General features: G+C 70.9%; 21 protein-coding genes. 4 read left to right on the forward strand and 17 right to left on the reverse strand.

Going from position 1 to position 18,526, the window contains the following annotated elements:
* Window positions 1-25: 25 nt before the first annotated feature.
* Window positions 26-2,467 (forward strand): prolyl oligopeptidase family serine peptidase, encoded by a 2,442-nt coding sequence (locus tag Q0V34_RS09395; RefSeq protein WP_297511012.1) that lies wholly within the window; start codon window positions 26-28, stop codon window positions 2,465-2,467.
* Here the strand turns inward: Q0V34_RS09395 and Q0V34_RS09400 are convergent.
* The 3 genes from Q0V34_RS09400 to Q0V34_RS09410 all read right to left on the reverse strand — a co-directional run bounded on the left by Q0V34_RS09400 (window position 2,399) and on the right by Q0V34_RS09410 (window position 6,054).
* Window positions 2,399-4,177 carry an asparagine synthase C-terminal domain-containing protein gene (locus Q0V34_RS09400; RefSeq protein ID WP_297511014.1) on the reverse strand — a complete coding sequence of 593 codons (1,779 nt, stop codon included), beginning with the start codon at window positions 4,175-4,177 and terminating at the stop codon, window positions 2,399-2,401. The genes Q0V34_RS09395 and Q0V34_RS09400 overlap by 69 nt on opposite strands.
* Before the next feature lies 1 nt (window position 4,178).
* On the reverse strand, window positions 4,179-4,814 hold the full coding sequence (locus Q0V34_RS09405; RefSeq protein ID WP_297511017.1) for a lasso peptide biosynthesis B2 protein: 636 nt from the start codon (window positions 4,812-4,814) through the stop codon (window positions 4,179-4,181).
* Between the two features lie 661 nt (window positions 4,815-5,475).
* Entirely contained in the window at window positions 5,476-6,054 is a 579-nt protein-coding gene (locus tag Q0V34_RS09410; protein ID WP_297511019.1) for a GntR family transcriptional regulator, read from the reverse strand.
* Between the two features lie 360 nt (window positions 6,055-6,414).
* Here Q0V34_RS09410 and Q0V34_RS09415 point away from each other — a divergent pair, with 360 nt between their 5' ends.
* Entirely contained in the window at window positions 6,415-6,993 is a 579-nt protein-coding gene (locus tag Q0V34_RS09415) for a helix-turn-helix transcriptional regulator (protein ID WP_297511021.1), read from the forward strand.
* On the opposite strand, the gene Q0V34_RS09420 is transcribed toward Q0V34_RS09415, so the two are convergent.
* The 12 genes from Q0V34_RS09420 to Q0V34_RS09470 all read right to left on the reverse strand — a co-directional run bounded on the left by Q0V34_RS09420 (window position 6,988) and on the right by Q0V34_RS09470 (window position 14,431).
* Window positions 6,988-8,715, reverse strand: a complete 1,728-nt coding sequence (locus Q0V34_RS09420) for a DUF3363 domain-containing protein (protein ID WP_297511022.1) — start codon at window positions 8,713-8,715, stop codon at window positions 6,988-6,990. The two genes, Q0V34_RS09415 and Q0V34_RS09420, sit on opposite strands and share 6 nt — an antisense overlap.
* 187 nt (window positions 8,716-8,902) lie before the next feature.
* On the reverse strand, window positions 8,903-9,571 hold the full coding sequence (locus Q0V34_RS09425) for a lytic transglycosylase domain-containing protein (protein WP_297511024.1): 669 nt from the start codon (window positions 9,569-9,571) through the stop codon (window positions 8,903-8,905).
* Window positions 9,568-10,071, reverse strand: coding sequence for a S26 family signal peptidase (locus Q0V34_RS09430; protein ID WP_297511026.1), 504 nt, complete (start codon window positions 10,069-10,071; stop codon window positions 9,568-9,570). The genes Q0V34_RS09425 and Q0V34_RS09430 overlap by 4 nt, the downstream gene beginning before the upstream one ends.
* Window positions 10,068-10,538: a DUF2840 domain-containing protein gene (locus Q0V34_RS09435; RefSeq protein ID WP_297511028.1), complete on the reverse strand. Its 471-nt coding sequence runs from the start codon at window positions 10,536-10,538 to the stop codon at window positions 10,068-10,070. Before Q0V34_RS09435 ends, Q0V34_RS09430 begins: the two co-directional genes overlap by 4 nt.
* On the reverse strand, window positions 10,535-10,762 hold the full coding sequence (locus Q0V34_RS09440) for a hypothetical protein (RefSeq protein ID WP_297511030.1): 228 nt from the start codon (window positions 10,760-10,762) through the stop codon (window positions 10,535-10,537). The genes Q0V34_RS09435 and Q0V34_RS09440 overlap by 4 nt, the downstream gene beginning before the upstream one ends.
* Complete coding sequence (gene parA, locus Q0V34_RS09445) at window positions 10,759-11,397, reverse strand: ParA family partition ATPase (RefSeq protein ID WP_297511033.1); 639 nt, start codon at window positions 11,395-11,397, stop codon at window positions 10,759-10,761. The genes Q0V34_RS09440 and parA overlap by 4 nt, the downstream gene beginning before the upstream one ends.
* The gene (locus Q0V34_RS09450) at window positions 11,394-12,446 is read right to left on the reverse strand and encodes a replication initiator protein A (RefSeq protein ID WP_297511035.1); all 1,053 of its coding nucleotides are present in this window, start codon (window positions 12,444-12,446) and stop codon (window positions 11,394-11,396) included. The genes parA and Q0V34_RS09450 overlap by 4 nt, the downstream gene beginning before the upstream one ends.
* 2 nt (window positions 12,447-12,448) lie before the next feature.
* Window positions 12,449-12,721: a helix-turn-helix domain-containing protein gene (locus Q0V34_RS09455; protein WP_297511037.1), complete on the reverse strand. Its 273-nt coding sequence runs from the start codon at window positions 12,719-12,721 to the stop codon at window positions 12,449-12,451.
* 139 nt (window positions 12,722-12,860) lie between these two features.
* On the reverse strand, window positions 12,861-13,307 hold the full coding sequence (locus Q0V34_RS09460) for a DUF2285 domain-containing protein (RefSeq protein WP_297511039.1): 447 nt from the start codon (window positions 13,305-13,307) through the stop codon (window positions 12,861-12,863).
* A 67-nt stretch (window positions 13,308-13,374) separates the two neighbouring features.
* Entirely contained in the window at window positions 13,375-13,620 is a 246-nt protein-coding gene (locus Q0V34_RS20810) for a DUF6499 domain-containing protein (RefSeq protein WP_367272053.1), read from the reverse strand.
* Window positions 13,621-13,736: 116 nt separating this feature from the next.
* Window positions 13,737-13,997, reverse strand: coding sequence for a DUF2285 domain-containing protein (locus Q0V34_RS09465; RefSeq protein WP_297511041.1), 261 nt, complete (start codon window positions 13,995-13,997; stop codon window positions 13,737-13,739).
* A 104-nt stretch (window positions 13,998-14,101) separates the two neighbouring features.
* Complete coding sequence (locus Q0V34_RS09470) at window positions 14,102-14,431, reverse strand: DUF736 domain-containing protein (protein WP_297511043.1); 330 nt, start codon at window positions 14,429-14,431, stop codon at window positions 14,102-14,104.
* Between the two features lie 291 nt (window positions 14,432-14,722).
* On the opposite strand from Q0V34_RS09470, the gene Q0V34_RS09475 reads away from it, so the two are divergent.
* The gene (locus Q0V34_RS09475; protein WP_297511045.1) at window positions 14,723-15,121 is read left to right on the forward strand and encodes a helix-turn-helix transcriptional regulator; all 399 of its coding nucleotides are present in this window, start codon (window positions 14,723-14,725) and stop codon (window positions 15,119-15,121) included.
* 48 nt (window positions 15,122-15,169) lie between these two features.
* On the opposite strand, the gene Q0V34_RS09480 is transcribed toward Q0V34_RS09475, so the two are convergent.
* Window positions 15,170-15,484, reverse strand: coding sequence for a DUF736 domain-containing protein (locus Q0V34_RS09480; RefSeq protein WP_297511047.1), 315 nt, complete (start codon window positions 15,482-15,484; stop codon window positions 15,170-15,172).
* Window positions 15,485-15,529: 45 nt separating this feature from the next.
* Between Q0V34_RS09480 and Q0V34_RS09485 the strand changes: the two genes are divergently transcribed.
* A complete protein-coding gene (locus Q0V34_RS09485) occupies window positions 15,530-16,342 on the forward strand; it encodes a DUF736 family protein (protein WP_297511049.1) in 813 nt (270 codons plus the stop codon).
* On the opposite strand, the gene Q0V34_RS09490 is transcribed toward Q0V34_RS09485, so the two are convergent.
* On the reverse strand, window positions 16,270-18,303 hold the full coding sequence (locus Q0V34_RS09490) for a ParB/RepB/Spo0J family partition protein (RefSeq protein WP_297511051.1): 2,034 nt from the start codon (window positions 18,301-18,303) through the stop codon (window positions 16,270-16,272). The genes Q0V34_RS09485 and Q0V34_RS09490 overlap by 73 nt on opposite strands.
* Window positions 18,304-18,526 lie beyond the last annotated feature (223 nt).

Below are 18,526 nucleotides of genomic sequence, written 5' to 3' on the forward strand. Positions count from 1 at the left end.
TTCCTCCATAGAGAAGGTCAACTCCATGCGACTGCTTCTGCAGTGCGCAGCCCTTTGCTGCGCCCTCTTCGCCACGGCCGCGCAGGCCCGACCCTTCACCGTCGACGACCTGATGAAGATCGATCGTCGCTCGGCGGTCGGCGCCTCGCCCGATGGCCGCTGGCTGGTCATCACGATCGATCGTGGCCTCGACCATGCGCCGCGCTTCGACTACGGCGCCGCGCCCCAGTTCATCACCCGACGGCTTTACCGCGTCGACCTCGCCCATCCTGGTCCGGCCACACCGCTCCTCGCGCAGGACGCGGACGCCGGATACACGGCCGGTCCGTTCTCTCCCGATGGTCGCCGGCTGCTGGTCACGCGCATGCGCGGGCACAGCTCCGAGAGCGGCGTCGTCGAGCTCGCCACGGGCGCTGTCCGCTGGTTTGGCGTCGGGCTCGACTTTTCGCTCATGGGACGCACCGCTCAGTGGCGCGGTGACCACGAGGTCGTCGCCATCGTCACACCGCCCGATCGCCCGCACTTCGTCTTCCGGCGTGGCTGGGAGAGCATGGCCTACCGCTCGGCGGCCGCCCGGATCACCGCGGAGACCGGAGGGCCCAGCGTGCTGGCGATCGGCAGCGGCAAATACCTCGACCGCGGCGCGCCAGGCATGCAGCGGGCGCTTGTCCGCATTGATGTCGACACCGGTCGCTTCAGACCGCTGGCGACCGGCGAGTTCCTGGATCTCGAGCTATCGTCGAGCGGCCGCTACGTGGCCACCTACGCCTATGGCGCCGACATCCAGCCGAGGGCCTCGGACCGGATCCTCGGCGGGACCTCGCCGCGACGCCGCGACCTCTCGGTCTTCGACCTGGAGACCGACAGGCGGCTGCCCGGCTGTGAGGACTGCGACCTGTCATCCTTCCTGCTGGCCTGGGCGCCGCGGTCGGACCGGTTGCTGGTCTATGCCCGCCGGCCCGGCCAGCCACCGGAGGCCGGCGGCCTCATGATGCTCACGCCGCAGACCGGCCGCCTCACCGCTCGCCGGCTCGACCAGGTCAGACCGCGCCTCGACTACACCTACGAGGGGTTCGAGATTCCGCGCGCCGGCTGGGTCGGCGAGACGGCGGTCGTGCTCGGTCGGCCAGCGGCCGGTCCAGACTCGCCGCCCGACCGGTGGCTGAAGGTGGTGGGCGAAGGGACCGCGCCGCTCCTGCCGGAGGCGGCCCCCACGCGCCCCGACCGGATTGTCAGCGACGCGGCAGGCCGGATGGTGGTGGTCGGCGCCGGGCGGGTCTTGCGGATCGCGCGTGGCCGCATGACCAGCCTGGACGGCGCAACCGCCGCGCCGGCCCCGGTGCTGGGTGAGCAGGGCCGCCCGGCCATGGCCAGCCTGGTCGCGGGCGACGGGCTGCTCGTCCGCCGCAACGGTCGGCTGGTCAGGCTGACAGCGGAACGCGAGCAGGACCTTGGCGAAATCTCCGACACGGCCCTGGTCGTTACGGGAAGCGGCTGGTCGGTCATCGCCGACCGCGACGGCCATGGGGTCGAGACCATAAGGGCCCGACACGGCGGCGAGACGGTCGAGCTGATGACGCTCAACCCGCAACTGGCGGGCATCGAGTTCGGAGAGGTCCGGGCCATCGCCCACAAGGGCCCGAGCGGCGAGCCGCTCACCAGCTGGATCGTGCTTCCGCCAGGCTGGCGCGCGGACCGTCCGCCGCCGCTGGTGGTGATCCCCTATCCCGGCCGCGGGGTCTTCGGCGCGGCGGCCCCACCAGCCGACGCCCGGCCCGGCGCCGCCCATTCCACCGTTTCGCCGCTGGTGCTGGCTGGCCACGGCTATGCCGTGCTCTATCCGAGCCTGCCGCACAACCGCTTCCCCAACGAACCGGCTCAGGGCCTGGCCGAGGAGATCCTCGCCGTGCTCGACACGCCGGAAGTCGCCCGCCTTGCCGATAGCGGGCGGGTGGCGATCTGGGGCCATAGCTTCGGCGGTCAGGCGGCGCTGTCAGCGGCGACCCAGTCCGATCGTTTCAAAGCCATCATCTGCACGGCCGGGATCAGTGACATGATCACGCGCTGGGGAAGCAACTTCCTGCAATCGACGCCAGAGGAGGGCCTGCCGTTCATGGGCACCTTCGGCTATTTCGAAACCGGACAGATGGCGGTCGGCGGGCCGCCCTGGGCCGTACCGGAACGATACGTCCGAAACAGCGCGCTCTTCCACGCCGACAAGATCACCGCGCCGGTGCTGCTCGCCTATGGCGATCTCGACGAATATGGCTATGGGCAGGGCGCGGAGATGTTCGCCGCGCTCTATCGCCAGGGCAAGGATGCGCGCCTGCTGACGTTCTGGGGCGAAGGCCATGTGGTGAACGGGCCCGGCAATGTCCGGCGGCTTTATCGCGAGGCCCTAGACTTCCTCGACGAGGCGTTCGGGGCTCGGCCGAGGTCCGAGCCCGGCGAGCCGGCGCGTCCATGAGCGCGCCCACTGCTCGAGAACGACCGCCTCGATGATCTCGCGGTATGGCCCCTTCCAGATCAGGGTTTCAACCGTGAGCAGCTCGTCGAGAGCGGTCGGGTCGAGCAGCCCGGCCTCGACCAGGCAGCCGTCGAGCAGCAACTCGCGAAGCGCTGTGAGGTCCTCGGCGATCGCGCGGCCATAGTGGCGTCCAAGGTCGCCCTTCGACCGCCGCGCGCGGACCTCCGGCGCCAGGCGCTCCCGGAAGGCCTCGCGCGCCATGGCTCGGTCGTCGCCTCCGTGGGTCAGGGCCGTGACCGAAAGCGCGAGGCAGGTCTCCATGACCGGCTGGGCGAGCAGCGGATGAACAAGGTCGAGGACTTGTCCCCGCAGCGTGCGCCCCGACACCAGCACCTGCAGGGCCAGGTGGCGCACCTGCCGGCGCTTGGCCGGCGCCACGCCGTCGAGGTCGAGGAGCCAGCCATGAAGGGCGGGCGCTCTCTGCCGCGAGGCCAGATGGCGCGGCGGAGACGGCTCGGACCGCACCGCCCATCCGAACCGCGCGGCCTGCGCCTGTCGCCAGATTGACCAGACCGATCCATGGACGCGGCGCGCCACCGACAGCGACGGCGCGAGCCCCGCCGACCAGAACGGCCGCCGCCAGTAGGCGTCGGCGGCGACCAGCGCCCCGCCCCCGGACATGAAGACCGTATCGCCCGCCAGGCCGGTGAACAGTTGCGCCGCCCCGAGCGTTCGGGCGCGTTCGGCGATGTCGCGATCATAGTGGGCGTCGGCATTGGCGCCGCTGGGCCGGATCGCCTTGGCGGTCCGCGACAGGGTCGCAAGGTCGAGGCCGGCTCCGGATTTCGGCGCCTCGGTGAGCGCGAGGCCCAGCTGGCGGGCCGTGGCGCGGGCATAGCGCCGCTCGTCGGCGGCGGGATCCTCGACGAAGTAGTGCAGCCACTGGGCGACATGGATTTCCGGCCGGGCGGCCAGGGCGCTGGCCACGATCGAGGAGTCGAGGCCGCCGGACACCTCGGCCATGAGCGGCGGGCCGCGGCGCGCCAGACTGGCGACCGCTCTGTCGACCGCTTCGACCAGTCCCCGGCGGGCCTCAGGACTGTCGGGTCGGGCTTCTCGCGCGAAGGCGCCGGGGCTCCAGGCCATGACCTCGCCAGAGCCGTCGAGCCAGCGCAAGGCGCCTGGTGTGGCGGCGTCGACGCCGCGCAGGGGGCAGCGTCCGGCGAGCGCCAGGCGATCGGCCAGCGCCGCGCCCAGCAGGGACCAGTCGACGGCGAGGTCGTGCGGCGGGGCGGCCTCCAGCAGGGCGTCGAGGTCCGATGCGACGACGGTTAGCGCGCCGCATCGCCAGGCCAGCGCCTCCAGGCCGCCGGACGGGTCGCGAAAGAACGCCCTGGCCGGGCCAGCCTGGTCGCGGAAGACGGCGACATAACGCCCCCAGGTTTCGCGCCCGAGCGCGCGCGCGCAATCGAGCGGATCGGCCCGCCAGGCCTCTTGGATTGATCCAAACACCTGGCCGACGACCACACCGCCCTCGTCGGGCGAGAGCCACAGAGATGGCGGCCCCAGGCTCGAGCGCCAGGCTTCGAAACCAGGCCGGACGGCGGCAAGCTCAAGGCCGAGCCGCCTCAGAGCCGCCTGGGCGCACTGGAGCGGAGCGCGGGCGGCCTGGTCGTCCGGTCGCCAGGTGAGAATCGCGTAGTCGCCCATGTCAGACGGCCAGAATCGGCGTGAACGGCAGGACATGGTCGAGCCGGTCATCGAGCACGGTCTCTCCCGCCTGCAGCCAGCAATGGGCCTCGAAGGGCCAGGTCTGAACCCCGAACACCCACGTGGCGTCCAGCCCGCGCCGGCGCAGGAAGGTCAGCAGAAAGAACGAGCGATAGAGGCAGACCCCCTGACACGGAGCCCAGGGCAGGAGATGTCGGAAGATGGCGACCTCGTCGGCGAGTCGCGCTGGCGCCGGCGCCTCCACATGACGGCGCGTTTGGGCGGCATGGGCGATCAGACGCCCGAACGAGCGGCCATGATAGCGGACCAGCATGGTTGTCCAGGCGCCGGCGCCCGCCATCCAGTCGGCGCCGCGGATCGATGACGCCGGATGGTCGATCAGATCGGCGCGTGGCGACGGCGGAAGGGGCGCGGCGACCGACCGTCCCGCGCCAGCCAGACCCAGCGCGGCGGCCTCCCTGGCGACGGCGTCGTCGAGCACTTCGACTGGGCCTGTAGCCGGTTGGAAGAACAGCTCCGCGGCGTCAGGCAGGCAGAGATACTCTCCAAGGCCAGCGTCGAGCAGAACGACATCGCGGCCCAGCCGCGCGAGATGGACGTCGGGGCGCAGTCGCATGGGGTCTCCGGACATGAGCGCGATGGGGTCGGACGCGCCTGAGCGGGTGAAGGTCTGGCGGGGCCAGGCGACGGCGTGACCGCCGCCCGGCGAATGTCAGCCTTGCGGGACCATCGGCTGCAGCTGGAAGTCCAGCCCGATGTCGCCGCCGCCGCGGGTCAGGCGCTTGGCCTTGCCCAGTCTGACGATGCGGGGAGTCTGGATCGCCTTCATGGCGTCCTCCTACGATGGCCGATCGGGGACCGGCGGTTGGTGGTGCGCGCGGCGTGATCTCGAAAGGCCATCTTCGCGACGCGACTGATGTCGATCGCGGGCGCTCATCCGCGCCGCCTTGCGGCCAGGGCGTCGCCGGGCCTCAGGAAGCGGATGGCGCTCGCGGGCGACGAAGCCTCGTCTGGCGCTTCGCGGACACGTCACACGGCGCTGGCGGGCCGTCCGGGCCGACGGCCCGCGAAGCTTCAGCCGGCGTCGCGGCCGGGCTTCAGGTTGATCTCGAAGCCGACGGTGCCTTCGCCCTGCGTCAGGCGCTTGGCGTCGCCCAGGCGGACGAGGCGGAACTTGCGGGTCTTGGTCATGACGAACTCCTTGGGGTTGGGATGGCCGCACCATCGCGGCCCTTCATCAAGGGCGCCGCCCGATCTGCATTGGCAGTATATTGCAGCTATAACGACGCTATATTTGCGTGGGCGCGCATGGCGCGCACCAGGTCTGCGGCCCGCAACCGGCGCGCCTCGTGGAGGTCGCCAAGGGTCGTGGCCAGTCGCGTTCGATCACCCAGGCTTTCTTCCACGGCGTCGAGTTCATCCTCGACGGAGAAGACCTTGCCCTCGATCCTCACGGAGGGCGCAAGGCGTTCGCCGACCTGGCGATAGGCGTCGAACAGGGCGCGGTTGCCAGCGCGGGCGACGATCCAGTCGAGCACCTGGCCGAGCCGGGCGGCCGGAGGCGTCGGCTCGTCGGGTTCTGGCGGCGGCTCGGCGCCGTCTGCAATCAGCGCCTCGGCGAGATAGAGTCGGCGAAGGCCATAGAGCTCGACGAGGTCCGAGACATCGAAGCGCGGGGCGAAGTAGCCGCGTCCGCGTCTGTCCTCGATCAGCCGTTCTCCGGCCAGCCGCGACAGCGCCTCACGCACAGGCGTGGCGCTGAGGCCAAGGTCGTGGGCCAGTTCGGTGATGGTCAGGGGCTCGCCGGAAACCAGGCGGCCGCTTCTCAGCTGGCTGCGAAGCGCTTCGACGGCCACACTGAACGGGTCTCTTGGCTTGCCGGGGGCGTCGATCCTCACGCAGACCTCCAGACCAGGAGACCGAACGCCAGGTTACGCCACGACTCTCCAACGATACGCAAAATAGTTTTTACGCTCTATCTTTGCAACCACAAGTATTTAAGACGGCCTATTCATTTTGATGCCAATATATTGCGTGAACGCGCAGATATTCTGCGCTTGATCTTTTCCACAACCTTAACTACGTGACGAACATCCGTCGCCCCGACCCCCGCCGCCATGACGCCGCGGTTCTGTGGAGACGGCCCGCCGGTTACGGCTTCCGCTACAGCATCAGCCCCTGTTACACCTAGGGTAGTTCCGGCATGCGTGGTTTGGATGAGGGCTAAGGACTCCGAGGACAAGAAGCGCTCGAAGCTCCTCTCGCGCGCCCTGCGGGCGGTGCGCGCGATCCGCAAGGTGAAGCCGCACGACCTTGCCAAGGCCCTGGGCCTGTCGCTGCGCGGCTACCAGAACTTCGAGGCCGGCGGCGGTCAGCTCAACATCGAGCACGTGATGGCGTTCTCGCGCGCCATGGACTGCGACCCGATCGGCGTCCTGGCGGCGGTGCAGATCGGCAAGCCCGAGTTCGCCGCCTGGGTCGCCCAGAACAAGGCGATGATCGCGTTCATGATCACCCTTCAGGAGTTCGCCGAGGAGACGGGCGGAGCGATGGCGCGCCTTGAGACCACCACCTGGGTCTCGGCCTACCGGGAGATGTTCAGGGACCTCTCCGAAAAGGCGCTCGCGGCGCAGGCGCGCGACGAGGCCTGGCTCAGCGAAAACGCCGCCCGGCTCGGCCTCGGCGCGGCGCCGACGGCGAGCCCGACGGCGACGGGCGCTCCCCGCGCGGACGTCGAGGCGAGCGACGCGCCTGGAGACGCCCACAAGCCGGGCGGCGAGGCCGACGGCTCATAGCGCCCGTCCTCTGGCGCGCCCAAGCGACCAGGCCATCCCCCCCGGCTGGAGCACCCCGCTAACCGACCGGCCGCGATGGGCCTCAAGCGCTGGTCGCCAGGGCGCCAGCCGAAAGCCAAGGCCGTCGTCGAGGACCGCGAACCGGCCGGACGCAAGGTCAAGGCGGCTCTGGTAGACGCCCGAGACAGCCTCGCCGACGCCGAGCGCTCGCGCCGGACGACCGGTCTGGGCGGCCAGCCGCGCGGCCGCGGCCTGAAGGTCGCGCGCCTGCAGCGTCGCCAGAAGTCCGGGCGCGGCGACGAGCCGCCCATCACGCACCGAGGCCAGGCCTTCGCGCACAAGCACCCCGGCGCGCCGGGCCTGGGCCTCGGCCACCTCCGTAGCGAATCCGGCGACGCCGGTATCGGGCGCCGACTGCAGAATCCTCCGGTCGAGCCAGGTCGCCCCCTGCGCCCGCACCTGCGCCTCGAGGCCAAGATCGCTGCGAACCTGCAGCGTCTGCCGCGAGCTCCCGTCGCCGCCGACAAAGGCGCGCAACTCGACGATGGCGCCGAGCGGCGCATCGGTGGTGTCGGCAAGGTCGGCGAAGGCCAGATGGTGCTGGCGACCGTCCAGCCCGTCGACCAGGACATAGGCCGAGCCGACAAGTTCATCGCTCAGACCTCGCTCCAGGAGCCTTCCGGTCACGGGAACGGCCTGGCCCTGCGCATGGATCTCCAGACGCTCCGGCGTCGGGTGGCGCGCCGCGCGGGCCATGGCCTGGTGATAGGACTTGATGATGTCGCCTCGGGTGGCGAGGTCGCGCAGCCTTGTTTCCAGGTCGGCGGACAGGCGCCAGCGCGCCGGCGCCTCGCGATCCGCCAGGCCAAGCGCCTCGAGCTTTGCGACACGTCCCACCAGTCGGCTTCTCTCCACATCCGCTCCGCGGCCAGGACGAAGGTCGATCCGCCCTTCAGGATCCGCTGCGGCGAGCAGGGCGCGATCAAGACGCGTCCAGCGCTCGGCCGCGACATCGGCGTCACGCGCCGCCTCGATCTCCGGCAGGGACCGAGGTCCCAGTTCGAGCGTCACGAGGTCCTCCGCCCGCTGACGCAGGCCCCGGGCCACATAGTCACCGGCGATGACGAGGTCACGACCATCGTCGCCGCGACCACGGACCAGGACATGCAGGTGCGGGTTGTCGGTGTTCCAGTGGTCGATCGCCACCCAGTCGAGCCTTGTGCCAAGATCCTGCTCGGCTCTCCCCATCAGGTCGCGACAGTAGGATCTCAGGTCGCCAAGCTCGGCGGCGTCCTCTGGTGAGATGATGAAGCGAAAATGGTGGCGATCATCCTGGCACCGCTCCGCGAAGTCCCCGATGGCGGCGTTGTCACCGCCAGCGTCAAACATCCGTCCTGGGCCCTTCTCACGATCGACGCCGTCCCGCTGCAGATAGGCGATATGCCGAGCCAGCGGCGCGGCGCGATATCGCGATCCAGCGTGGCGAACGATGCGGGCCTTAACGACCACACGCCGGCCGCTGGCGGCCCGCGCGGGCGCCCGTCCTGTTCCGCGCGCCGAGCGTCCCGACGCGCCCACTCGGCCAGGACGCCGGCCGGGCCCGGCGTCGCCCGTCGCCTCGATCGCCTGGCGGACCTGTCCCAGGAAGCTGCTCGGCCTTCCCCGCCGATCGCCTCCGATCCGGCCGGGCCGCAGCAGAAAGTCGTCGTCGAAGGCGCTCATGCGCGCACCGCCGGCGGACAAGCCGCTGAAAAGGCGGATGAAGGGCTGCTGGCCGCCAGCCGCCCGCGCACGGCGACGGCGGTCGAACCCCAACCCCCGCAACGGCTTGCGAGCCGACCGACGGCGCGGCTTTTATCTGGCCATCGTCGCTGAAGTCTCCATGGCTCGCCAGCCTTCCTCCGCGAGCTCATCGCAACGGTCCTCGCCGGGGCGCGAACAGCCCGCCTTCGCGGTGCTCGCCAGCCGATGCGGGCCGGCCAAGCGCCATCGGCCAGGTCGTGGCAAAGAGTCCGGTCAGGCGTGGTCGATCGGCCCGATCCGGCGAAGTGGGCTCGAGTGGCCGGCCCGCGACCTGCCCGCCCTCGAGGACCGCCGTGATGCGCGCGACATAAGCACGGGTCTCTGCGGGCAACGGCCGTCCAGCCAGGCTCGCCTCGTAGCGCCCCGGCCCGGCGTTGTAGGCGGCCAGATAGCCCGGCGCTCCATAGCGATCGTGCAGCTCGCGCAGATAGGCCGCGCCGGCGAGGATATTGTCGGCCGGGTCGAACGGATCCTCGCCAAGGCCAAGGCGCGCGCGGAGCATCGTCCAGGTGCCTGGCATCAACTGCATGAGGCCCCTGGCGCCGGCGGACGACACCGCGCCGGGGCGACCGTCGCTCTCGGCGGCGATCACCGCCCGGAGGAGGTCGGGCGAGAGGCCGAACCGGAGAGCGGCCGCCTCCACGTGCGCCGGATGACCCCCGCGACCGCCGCCTTCAGGGAGCGCCGCGACGGGGAGAGGCGACGTTGGCGTCTGAGCATTGGCGCCGCCTTCGGTGACGATAAGGGCGGCCAGGGCCAGGGCGAGCCGCTTCACCGCCGAACCTCCGGTGACGCCGTCCAGATCGGCGCCGCGCGCGCCAGGATCGAACGGCGGTCGGTCGGCCCGAAGTAGCGGCCGTCCAGACTGCCTGGGGCTCCAGACAGCAGAAAGACCTCGTCCGGACCCAGCCGTCGGCAGCCGCTCCAGCGCGGCAGCAGCCTGCCCCTCGCATCGTGCGTCAGGGCGACGGCCACCTCGCGGCCGCTGATCAGGACCCGTTCGCGGACACGGCAGACGGTATCGCCGGCGCGCGCGGCGACCGGCTTGAGCAGGGGTACGCCGGCGGGAAGCCATCCGGCCTCGGCCAGGGTCCGCGCCAGCGCGGGCTCGGGACGGACGACCACGAGATCGCCGGGGCGAAGCGCCCTGGCCGGGGACAAGCCGTAGAGCCCCACCGGCACGCTGGCCGTCGTGTTCCACAACATTGCCGGCCGCGGCGGAGCAGCGAGCGCAAGGCAGGCGGCGACGCCAAGCCAGACGGGCCGCGCCGTCATCGCGTCACCTTCGCGCGAAGCCGCCAGGCGCGATGCCGGGCGCGATCATAGGGCCGCGGCCACAAGCCCACCGCGAGCCGGTTGTGGACGTGACGCCAATGGTCCGGCGCCACGTCCGTCAGGCGCACGCCCGTCGCCGCGATCGCGTCGATGACCTCCAGGGCCCGGCGGACCCGGGTCCAGCCTTCCACCACCGCCAGAGGCGTCGCGCCCGGACGCACGCCCGGCGAGGTGGCGTACCCTTCCCCCGGGCGGGGCGCGCGCAGGATCTCCAGACAGGAAGCGCTCGTGCCATAGTCGCCGCCCATCCATCGCACCCGGGCGAACACCGCGTCGCTGGCGAAGATGAGGGTGCGGCGGCGACGATCGTGGATGACCTCCTCGACGGGCGCGCCAAAGCGCAGCCATTCCTCGACCCGCCCCTTCCACCAGGACAGATCGACCTCCGTGAGCAACGGCCCGCTCATGGCGCATCCTCGGGGAATTCCCGGTCGAGCAATTCGCGCACCATGTCGGCCACGGTCTGGCCACGGGCGAAGGCGGCGATCTTGATCCGCCCGCGGCAGGCCGGCGTGACGTCGATGGTCAGGCGGGCGGTGAACGGACCTGGCCGGGCGGCCGGGCGGCCGGCCTCCTCGTGGACCCAGGCCTCGGGGCGGGGCGGGCGAGCGGCGAAGGGTCCGGGGCTCATGGATGAAGCCTCTCGATCTCGGCCCCGACAGCGGCGATCTCGGCGGCCGCCGGGCCGTCCGGCTCGACTTCCGCCGCCACGCGCCCGACCGCCATCGCCTGGGCGAAAATCACCCGCTGACCGATCGTGCGCCGCAGGGCCGCGGTGTCCTGCAGGGCGAGCGCCGCCTTGGTCTCGCGGGCGGTCACCGTGCGCGCGGCGCACCGGTTGAGGACGAACCGGGCGCGCAGACCGGGCCGGTAGACGCGGGCCTCTTCGAGGAGGCGCAACATTTCGGCCGACGCCCAGCCATCGAGAGGAGAAGGCTGCACCGGGATGATCACGAGGTCGGCGGCGAGAAGCGCCGAACGCAGAAGGGCGGCCACGCGCGGCGGGCCGTCGATGATCACGTGGTCGGCGGAGCGCGCCAGCTCGGGCGCCTCGTGATGCAGGGTTTCGCGCGGCAGGCCGACCACCCCGAACGTCCGGGCCAGGCCGGCGTGCCCGCGGGCCTGGGCCCAGTCGAGAGCCGAGCCTTGCGGATCGGCGTCGATCACCGTCACCCGTCGGCCCTGGGCGGCCCAGTGGCCGGCGAGGTTCAGGGCCAGGGTGGACTTGCCGACCCCGCCCTTCTGATTGAGCAGCGCCACGATCAACGGTCCGACTCCGCGTCGGTGAGGCCCGCGCCAAGCAAGGCGGCGGCCAAGAGGTTAGACTCGGGGTTAGAGTCCAAGTTAGGCGCGGCGCAAACCTCGCCCGCGCAAGGGTTTGGCGCGGATGCGCGCGCCCGATATCCCGATAGTCCTGCGCCCGATATCCCGACAGGCGGCGCGCCCGATATCACGTGCCCGTCCACAGGCCGGTCGAGCGCGATCTCGACGACGAGCGGCAGGATCCGCAGGCGCTCGCGCCCCTGTCCGCGCTCCAGCATCAGGCGGTAGCCCGGCAGCGGCTGGCGGCGAACAATGCGCCTGATGTCGAGCGCGAAGTCGGCCGGGCGCGCAAGGCTGCCGGACTTGTGGTGCAGATGGGCCAGCTCGAAGGCCCAGCCCGCCGCCTGCCGTCCGGCATGCTTGCGCGCCACGCGGTAGAGCCAGCGCTCGATGCCGCCGGTCAGACGAAAATAGTTCGGGTCGATGCTGAGGACGAGGGAGCGGTCGACGACGCCGCGATAAAACCATTCGGGGAGGACGACCTCGACCCCTTCGATCCGTCCGCCGCTGATGGCGCGTTCTTCCCACTCGTTGATCCACGAAAACTGCTGGCGACGCCAGTGCTCGCCGTGCCGGATAGTCGTCGCGACCACCGTGGACTGCAGCCGGCGCAGCGCCGCCTTGAACAGGCGATACTCGGTGGCGCCAGTCGCGCGCCCGACCCCGGTAAGCAGCTGGTAGGGCGTAAAGCGCAGCAGTCGCGAGGTGCGAACGCCCCGGTTTTCGGCGTCGACGATCTGCGAGGCGGCCCAGATCAGGACGTCGGCGTCCCAGATCGTGGCCATGCCATGTTCCGGCAGCCCGTGCACGAGGACCTCGACCTCGCCGGCCTTGTACTGGATCGGCCGGGTGCGGCGTGACTTCGAAAGCGAGAAGAAGGGCCTCTCCATCAGGTCGCGCTGGTCGCGCGGGCTGGCGTCGCCGGCCACGACAACAAACGGATCGAGCCGCGCGGCGGCGGCGGCGTCCTGGAACAGCGGTTGGCGCGCCATGCTCAGGCTCGCGCCTGGCCGGCGACCGGCTCACGCCGCTTGGCCGGCAGGACCGCGTCGGCGGTCGGGTCCGTGGTCGACACCCGCGCGCCTCGGTCCGCCCAGGCCTGGAGGTCGTCGATCGCGTAGAGGACGCGCCCGCCCAGCTTGCGGTAGGCCGGGCCGGTGCCGAACGTGCGGTGCTTTTCGAGCGTGCGGTGCGACAGGCCAAGATAGGCGGCGGCCTGCTGAGTACGAACGAAGCGGGGCGCGTTCGGGGTGGTCGGGGCGGTCATGTGCGGTCTCCCGGTGTGGCTGGCGCGTCGTCGGATGGCGCGGCGCGGACCGGGGAAAGCTGGCGAAGCATTCGGCTCGCCGGGGAGTGCGAAGACCGGGCCGGCGTTTTCGCACGCCCCCATCGCGCGGTCGTGCGGATCAGGCGGGCTGACGAGCCGTTCGGGCGCCGAGCAGCGCCAGATACCCTCCCTCGACCAGGGCGCGGCCGTCCCGAACCAGGCGAAGCGTGGCGTCACGAAGGGAGGCGCTCTTCCAGGGTTCGGCCGCGATTCGTGACGCCCCGAAAAGCGCCTCGCCGATCTGGCGGTAGGGCGCGCCGCTGTCTCGCGCGTCGAGGGCCCGCAGCATGGCGGAAAGACGTCGGCGACGCTGGCGCGTGATCGGGTCGGGCGGCGGCTTGCGCCCGTCGAGATGACGCACAAGACGGTCGAGGGCGCGCAGCCGATCCGGCGTCGTCCTGTCTAGCGGCAGGACCGCCTCGAGCGGGCGCCGGGGGTCCGGCTGCGCTCCCCGCAAGGCCAGGCGGATCTGCTGACCGCGTCCGACCGGCCAGCGCGCACGGCCGGCTTCATCGAGGTCGCCCACGAACAGTCGCCGGAAGCGACGATGATCCGTGGCGGCGTGAGCCGCCGCCAGCTGAAGCTCGATCAGCTCAGAGTCGATCTCGGGCCGCCACCAGACCTCGGCGGTCCGCGCGTCTTGCGACGGGTCGACCAGGAAATCGCAACCCCCAGCGGGCGTTCACGCCGGCTGTCGGCGCCCCACCGCTCGCGAGGTCGAACTCGGTCTGATACTCCGGGTTGCGACGCAGGTATTCCCAGGCCAGCTCCGCTGCGGAGAGCGTCGCGAGATAGTCATAGGCTTCGGCGGATCGCCACCGTCCAGCGTCTGGCGACATGAAGAACCTCCGGCGACGGTCGCCCTAAGATTGAGCGCCTGGCTGGTTCTGTCTGTGAGCGGAGCGTGGCGGGAAGCCGCATCGACGCGGGCGCGCGATGCCGGTCCGGCATCACCCTAGGAAGTCCTGCCCAGCAGATCGCGATATCCGGCCGCCGCCATCCATCTGGCGCGATCAAGATGGGCGTCGTGGATCCGCCTGGCCCGTTCGGGGTCGGCCGTGACATCGAGCTCCAGAATGACGCGCGCCGCCTCGCGCCAGTCGGCGCGGGCGGCGGCGGCGTCCAGCAATCGCAGATAGGCCTGCAGATGGGCGCGGTCGTAGTCGGTGACCTGCGGCTCGCAGATCGGCGTTTCGCGCAGGCCTGCGTCGGTCATGTCCGCCCCCTCCCCTGGGGGACCCTAGAGTATTTCGCAGGGCGGGGAGGCGTGTAAACCGGGATCGGCCGATGCGCTGGCGGCATCACCCGATGCGAAGGCGATCAGGTCGGCGTGCGCGGCCGGTTCTCGTCGCCGGCGCGCTGACGGATCCAGACCAGCGGATGGGGCTCCTCGCCGGCGATCAGCCGCGCATTGATCGGTTCGGGCCAGGTCGGATCGTCCAGTTCGAGGTTCAGGATCGCGCCGCTGGCCGGGTCCTGCGGTCGCCACGCCGCGCCGCATTCGGCCTCGCCGACAAAGGCGCGGAAGGCTGGCGACCGCGCGGAAACCCGATCGATGGGGATGAGCCGAACGGTGGCGTCGATCTGCAAGGTGGCGAGGCGGCCGACATAGGCTTCCCCGTCGCGCCGGAAGTAACCGATGGTGGTCATGGAAATCTCCTGTGGCCAGGGAACGGCGGCGCGAAGCTGGGTGGGGGCCGCTTCGCGCCGCCGCCGGCCCGCGTTGGGCGGGCGCGCCTCGAGGATGACCTCGCGGCGCCTGGACGATGTCGGCCCGCAACGCCGGGCTCAAGGGGGCCTGGGGGCCGATCGGGCAAAGACAGGCGCTGGCGAAGCCTGGCGTAGCTTCGTCGACGCTCTCCCAAGCGCTCGACCGGGAAATCCGTGCGGCCGCGCGTCATGGGAGCAACACGGCGACGCCGCCTGACCTGGAGTTCCGACTTGAGCACTCGCACCCCGCCCCATCCCGTCGATCTGCATGTCGGCGCCCGCGTCAGGTTGGCCCGGGGCATCCGCGGCCACTCTCAGGCGGCGCTTGGCGAGGCGATTGGCGTCTCCTTTCAACAGATCCAGAAGTACGAGCGCGGTGCGAACCGGCTTTCCGCCTCCACGCTCTTCGGGCTCGCCGTCTTTCTGGAGCTCCGGATCGAATGGTTCTTCGAGGGCCTCGTCGCGGACTCCGGCGTATCGACGAGCGTCCATCCGGTCGAGGCGCTCCTGTCCAGCCGTGAAGGCGCGGCCATGGCAGCGCACATGGCGAGCCTGTCACCGGCGCTCAGGCGCAAGCTGCTGGCGGTTGTGCGCGCCTTTGCGACCGAGGACCTCGAACTGGCCAGTTGAGGCCGCAAAGCGCGGTGGGGGCGCCCCTCGCGGGGCGCCCCGTGGTCGTCAGTCGGCCTTGGCGGTGCTGCGCGACCAGACCAGGCTGTGGACCCCGTCGATCACCACCAGGGCGGCGTTGACCGGCTCGCCGAAGCTGAGGTCGTCGAGCTTGACCGACAGGTACTCGTTGTTGTCCCGGCTGGTCTTCTTCCAGGCGGCGCCAAATTCCGTCTGGCCAGCGAACACCCGGTAGTCGGGCCCGCGCTCGCCGGTCTTCTCGCAGGGGCGGATCGAGATGGACTTGACGTTGAGGGTCAAGGTGCGGATCGCCCCCGAGTACGAACCGTCGGCATTGGCGGTGAAGGTTCCGATCGTCGCCATTGAAGTCTTCCTTCTCATCTTCGGGCCGCGACCATCGCGACCTCGATGGCGATCCCCGGCCGGGGGCGACAGGGGGACCGGCAGCGCGTCTCGCGCCCGCAGGCTTGCCGAAGGACCGGGGAAAGGCGGGTTTGTTGCCGCGCGAGGAATGGCGGCGCGCCGCCAGGGGAAGAAACTTGCCGGACCGGTTGCCAGGCCACCGCACCCAGGCCAGATCAGGCCAGGAGAGGTCGCGCCGGTCGCGGCCTGGAGAGGTTGGAAGGCGCTCGCGGCGACGATCGGAACCTTCGCCGCCAATGCCGACGCCTCGTCCGACAGGGGCGTCGACCTTGCGCCTCGACGCCATGTCCAGCGATCGGTTCCTGCGAGAAGACCGGCGAGCGCGGGCCCGACTACCGGGTGTTCGCTGGCCAGACGGAATTTGGTGCCGCCTGGAAGAAGACCAGCCGGAACCTCAATGGGAACAGGAGGACGCGCCGGCGTCTTCAGCTTCGGCGGGCCGGTCAACGCCGGTCTGATGGTGATCGACGGGGTCCGCCGCCTTGCCTGATCGCGCAGCACCGCCAAGGCCGACTGACGACAAGGGGCGCCCACGAGGGGCGCCCCGCCGGACGCGCTGTAAAGACGGGAAGTCGGAATGCCGGAAAGCCTGAAGAGCGCAGGTCCGCAAAGGCGGGACTTCACAAAGTCGGAACGGTGCGGGGCCGAACGCCCCGCACCGACAAGCACCGAGATCGCGCCTCGCCATGGCAGAGGGCAGGCCAGCGCCCGCCCTCTGAGCCCAGTCAGGCGGCGCTCTCCTCCGGCGCTGAGGCGTCACCGGCCTGCGGTGCCGGTCCGGTCCACGGCAGAGGCTGACCCGGCGTGCGCAGACAGGCGGGTAGCCACCGCGCCGCGACCAGTTGCGGTTCGGCGGCTTCGATCATCTCCGCCTTCTTCTGGCCCGACAGGCGCTCGGCCGCCTCGGGCGAGACCGCCTCGCCCACCGCATCGATGATCTGCGCCTTGGTGACCGCGCCCAGGTAGCGATCGGCGGTCGGCGCCCACCAGTCGCTCATGTCGAGGTCCAGGGCGCTCGCCAGCCGGTCCGCATGGCTCCAGGCCATCGGCCGGTTTTCCCAGCCGCGCACCGCATCGAGGCTGAGGCTGACGCAGTGAGCCATCAGGCTCATGCGGCTATCGGCGTCGAGCCCGACCACGAAGTCCCAATAGGCTTCGGGGTCGTCGGGCAACTGCCGGGCCCATTGGGCGTGACGCTCGGCGTTGGCGCGGCCCGCGCGGCTGTCTTCGATCCCCTCGCCTTCGGCGGCGAGATTGCGCGAGCCGAGGCGAAGATCAAGGCACGAGGCATAGCCGCCCACGCCCCGGAACACCCGCAACAACAGGGCGTGGGTGAAGGCGACCAGGGCAAGGTCGGGCGCTTCGGCCAGCGCGAGACGCAAGGCGGTGCTGCGATGGGCCGTAAGGTCGGCGCGAACGCGCGGCGACAGCGGCGCATTGGCCGCGCCCAACGGCTCATCAACCTCGCCAGACCCGTCCTCACCGTCAGCCCCGTCGCCCGCGGCGTCTTTCTCGCCCCCTTCGACGTCCTCGGCGATGGCGTCCGCATCGCCGACAACCTCATCGGGCGCGGCGACCGGTTCGTCTTCGGGCCGGACATAGCCGCGCTCGATGCGAAGGTCGCCGTCGTGACCGAGCAGCACGAAAGCCCCGGCCCGCGCCTTCTCGACCGGGTCGAAACCATAGCGGTCTCCCAGGGAGGCCACCGCCTCATCGATCTGGGCGAGGCGCGCCTCGACCCCGTCGGGCAGATCGGCGAGGTCGGCGTACCGCTCGATCAAATGCTCACGCTCGGCGATCAGCGCCGAGCGCGCATCCTCATCCTCGGCGCTGCGGGGCAGCAGGGTTTCCCAGATGCGCCGGCAGCCGTGATCGTAGGGATAGGCCAGATAGGCGGCGGTCCATTTCCACCCCTCGGCCTTGCGAAGCGTCACGGCTTCGGCCTCAAGCTTCTCCGCGACGAGGCGGTCGAGCAGGGCGACATCTTCCAGCCAGCCCTGACCGGCCTCGGTGAAGAGGTCGACCAGCACCGCGCCGCCCGCCGCCACATAGGCGTCGAGCCCGACGAACGCCGCGCGCGGGTCGTCGGCCTCGACCTTGGCCTGAGTCATGGCGCGGCGGATGGCGTAGGGCTGGCGCTGATGCGGGGCTAGCAGCGCGTGGACCTGCATCTGGCGCTCTGTGTCGGGATTGACCGCGAAGGCCATGATCTGGTCGAGGGTCAGTTGCCCCTCGCGATAGAGGTCGAGCAGCGCGGGCGCCACAGCCCCCATGCGCAGGCGCTGGCGCACGACCTGGGCGCTGACGCCGAAGCGCGCGGCGATCTCCTCGGCGCCATAACCCTTGCGCTCGGCAAGGTCCTTGAAAGCCTCGAAGGCGTCCGCCGGGTGCATGTCGCTGCGGCTGACGTTCTCGTCCAGGGAGATTTCGGCGGGGTCGTTGTGGGTGTCCACCACGCACCGCACCGGCGCGGCCTTGGGCAGGAGCTTGCGCTTGGCGAGCAGGCGCAAGGCCTGGCGCCGGCCTTCGCCGATGCTGACGAGGTAGTAGCCGGTCTCGCCGCCGCCGTCGCGCAGCTCCGGTTCGACCACCAAGGGCTGCAGCAGGCCCTTGGCGCGGATGCTGGCCGCTCGCGCCTCGACCACCTCGGATGAGTGGCCGACGCGGCGGGCGTTCCTGGGAGAGGCCTTGAGGCGGTTCAACGGAATGTCTCGAACCTCGCCGACCTGGGCGATGGGGCTTTGCTGGGTCTGGGTCATGTCTGCCTCCTTGGGTCAGGGTCGCAGGCGCAAGGCGCGCCTGCGGCCTTGCCCGTCGGCGAGACCAGGGGTGCAAGCGGAGGGGCGCCTTCGCGGGGACCCGGCTGCAGGGCGTGGGGTCCGGCATCGCCCGGCGGCGCAGCGCGCCCGAAGCTGGGCGGAAGGCGATCCGAAGCGCGCCAGGGGCGGAGCCCCAAGCCCGCGCGCCCGTTCGCGGGCGCCC

This window comes from uncultured Caulobacter sp. (genome assembly GCF_947036865.1).
Lineage (GTDB): Bacteria > Pseudomonadota > Alphaproteobacteria > Caulobacterales > Caulobacteraceae > Caulobacter.

Excerpts from the sequence above, each read along its gene's own strand:
- Q0V34_RS09400 (WP_297511014.1), bottom strand. The coding sequence starts at position 4,177 with ATGGGCGACTACGCGATTCTCACCTGGCGACCGGACGACCAGGCCGCC.
- Q0V34_RS09490 (WP_297511051.1), bottom strand. The coding sequence starts at position 18,303 with ATGACCCAGACCCAGCAAAGCCCCATCGCCCAGGTCGGCGAGGTTCGA.
- Q0V34_RS09440 (WP_297511030.1), bottom strand. The coding sequence starts at position 10,762 with ATGAGCCCCGGACCCTTCGCCGCTCGCCCGCCCCGCCCCGAGGCCTGG.
- Q0V34_RS09435 (WP_297511028.1), bottom strand. The coding sequence starts at position 10,538 with ATGAGCGGGCCGTTGCTCACGGAGGTCGATCTGTCCTGGTGGAAGGGG.
- Q0V34_RS09395 (WP_297511012.1), top strand. The coding sequence starts at position 26 with ATGCGACTGCTTCTGCAGTGCGCAGCCCTTTGCTGCGCCCTCTTCGCC.
- Q0V34_RS09405 (WP_297511017.1), bottom strand. The coding sequence starts at position 4,814 with ATGCGACTGCGCCCCGACGTCCATCTCGCGCGGCTGGGCCGCGATGTC.
- Q0V34_RS09485 (WP_297511049.1), top strand. The coding sequence starts at position 15,530 with ATGGCGATCCCCGGCCGGGGGCGACAGGGGGACCGGCAGCGCGTCTCG.
- Q0V34_RS09455 (WP_297511037.1), bottom strand. The coding sequence starts at position 12,721 with ATGACCGCCCCGACCACCCCGAACGCGCCCCGCTTCGTTCGTACTCAG.
- Q0V34_RS09470 (WP_297511043.1), bottom strand. The coding sequence starts at position 14,431 with ATGACCACCATCGGTTACTTCCGGCGCGACGGGGAAGCCTATGTCGGC.
- Q0V34_RS09420 (WP_297511022.1), bottom strand. The coding sequence starts at position 8,715 with ATGAGCGCCTTCGACGACGACTTTCTGCTGCGGCCCGGCCGGATCGGA.
- Q0V34_RS09465 (WP_297511041.1), bottom strand. The coding sequence starts at position 13,997 with ATGACCGACGCAGGCCTGCGCGAAACGCCGATCTGCGAGCCGCAGGTC.
- Q0V34_RS20810 (WP_367272053.1), bottom strand. The coding sequence starts at position 13,620 with ATGTCGCCAGACGCTGGACGGTGGCGATCCGCCGAAGCCTATGACTAT.
- Q0V34_RS09480 (WP_297511047.1), bottom strand. The coding sequence starts at position 15,484 with ATGGCGACGATCGGAACCTTCACCGCCAATGCCGACGGTTCGTACTCG.
- Q0V34_RS09415 (WP_297511021.1), top strand. The coding sequence starts at position 6,415 with ATGAGGGCTAAGGACTCCGAGGACAAGAAGCGCTCGAAGCTCCTCTCG.
- Q0V34_RS09450 (WP_297511035.1), bottom strand. The coding sequence starts at position 12,446 with ATGGCGCGCCAACCGCTGTTCCAGGACGCCGCCGCCGCCGCGCGGCTC.
- Q0V34_RS09430 (WP_297511026.1), bottom strand. The coding sequence starts at position 10,071 with ATGACGGCGCGGCCCGTCTGGCTTGGCGTCGCCGCCTGCCTTGCGCTC.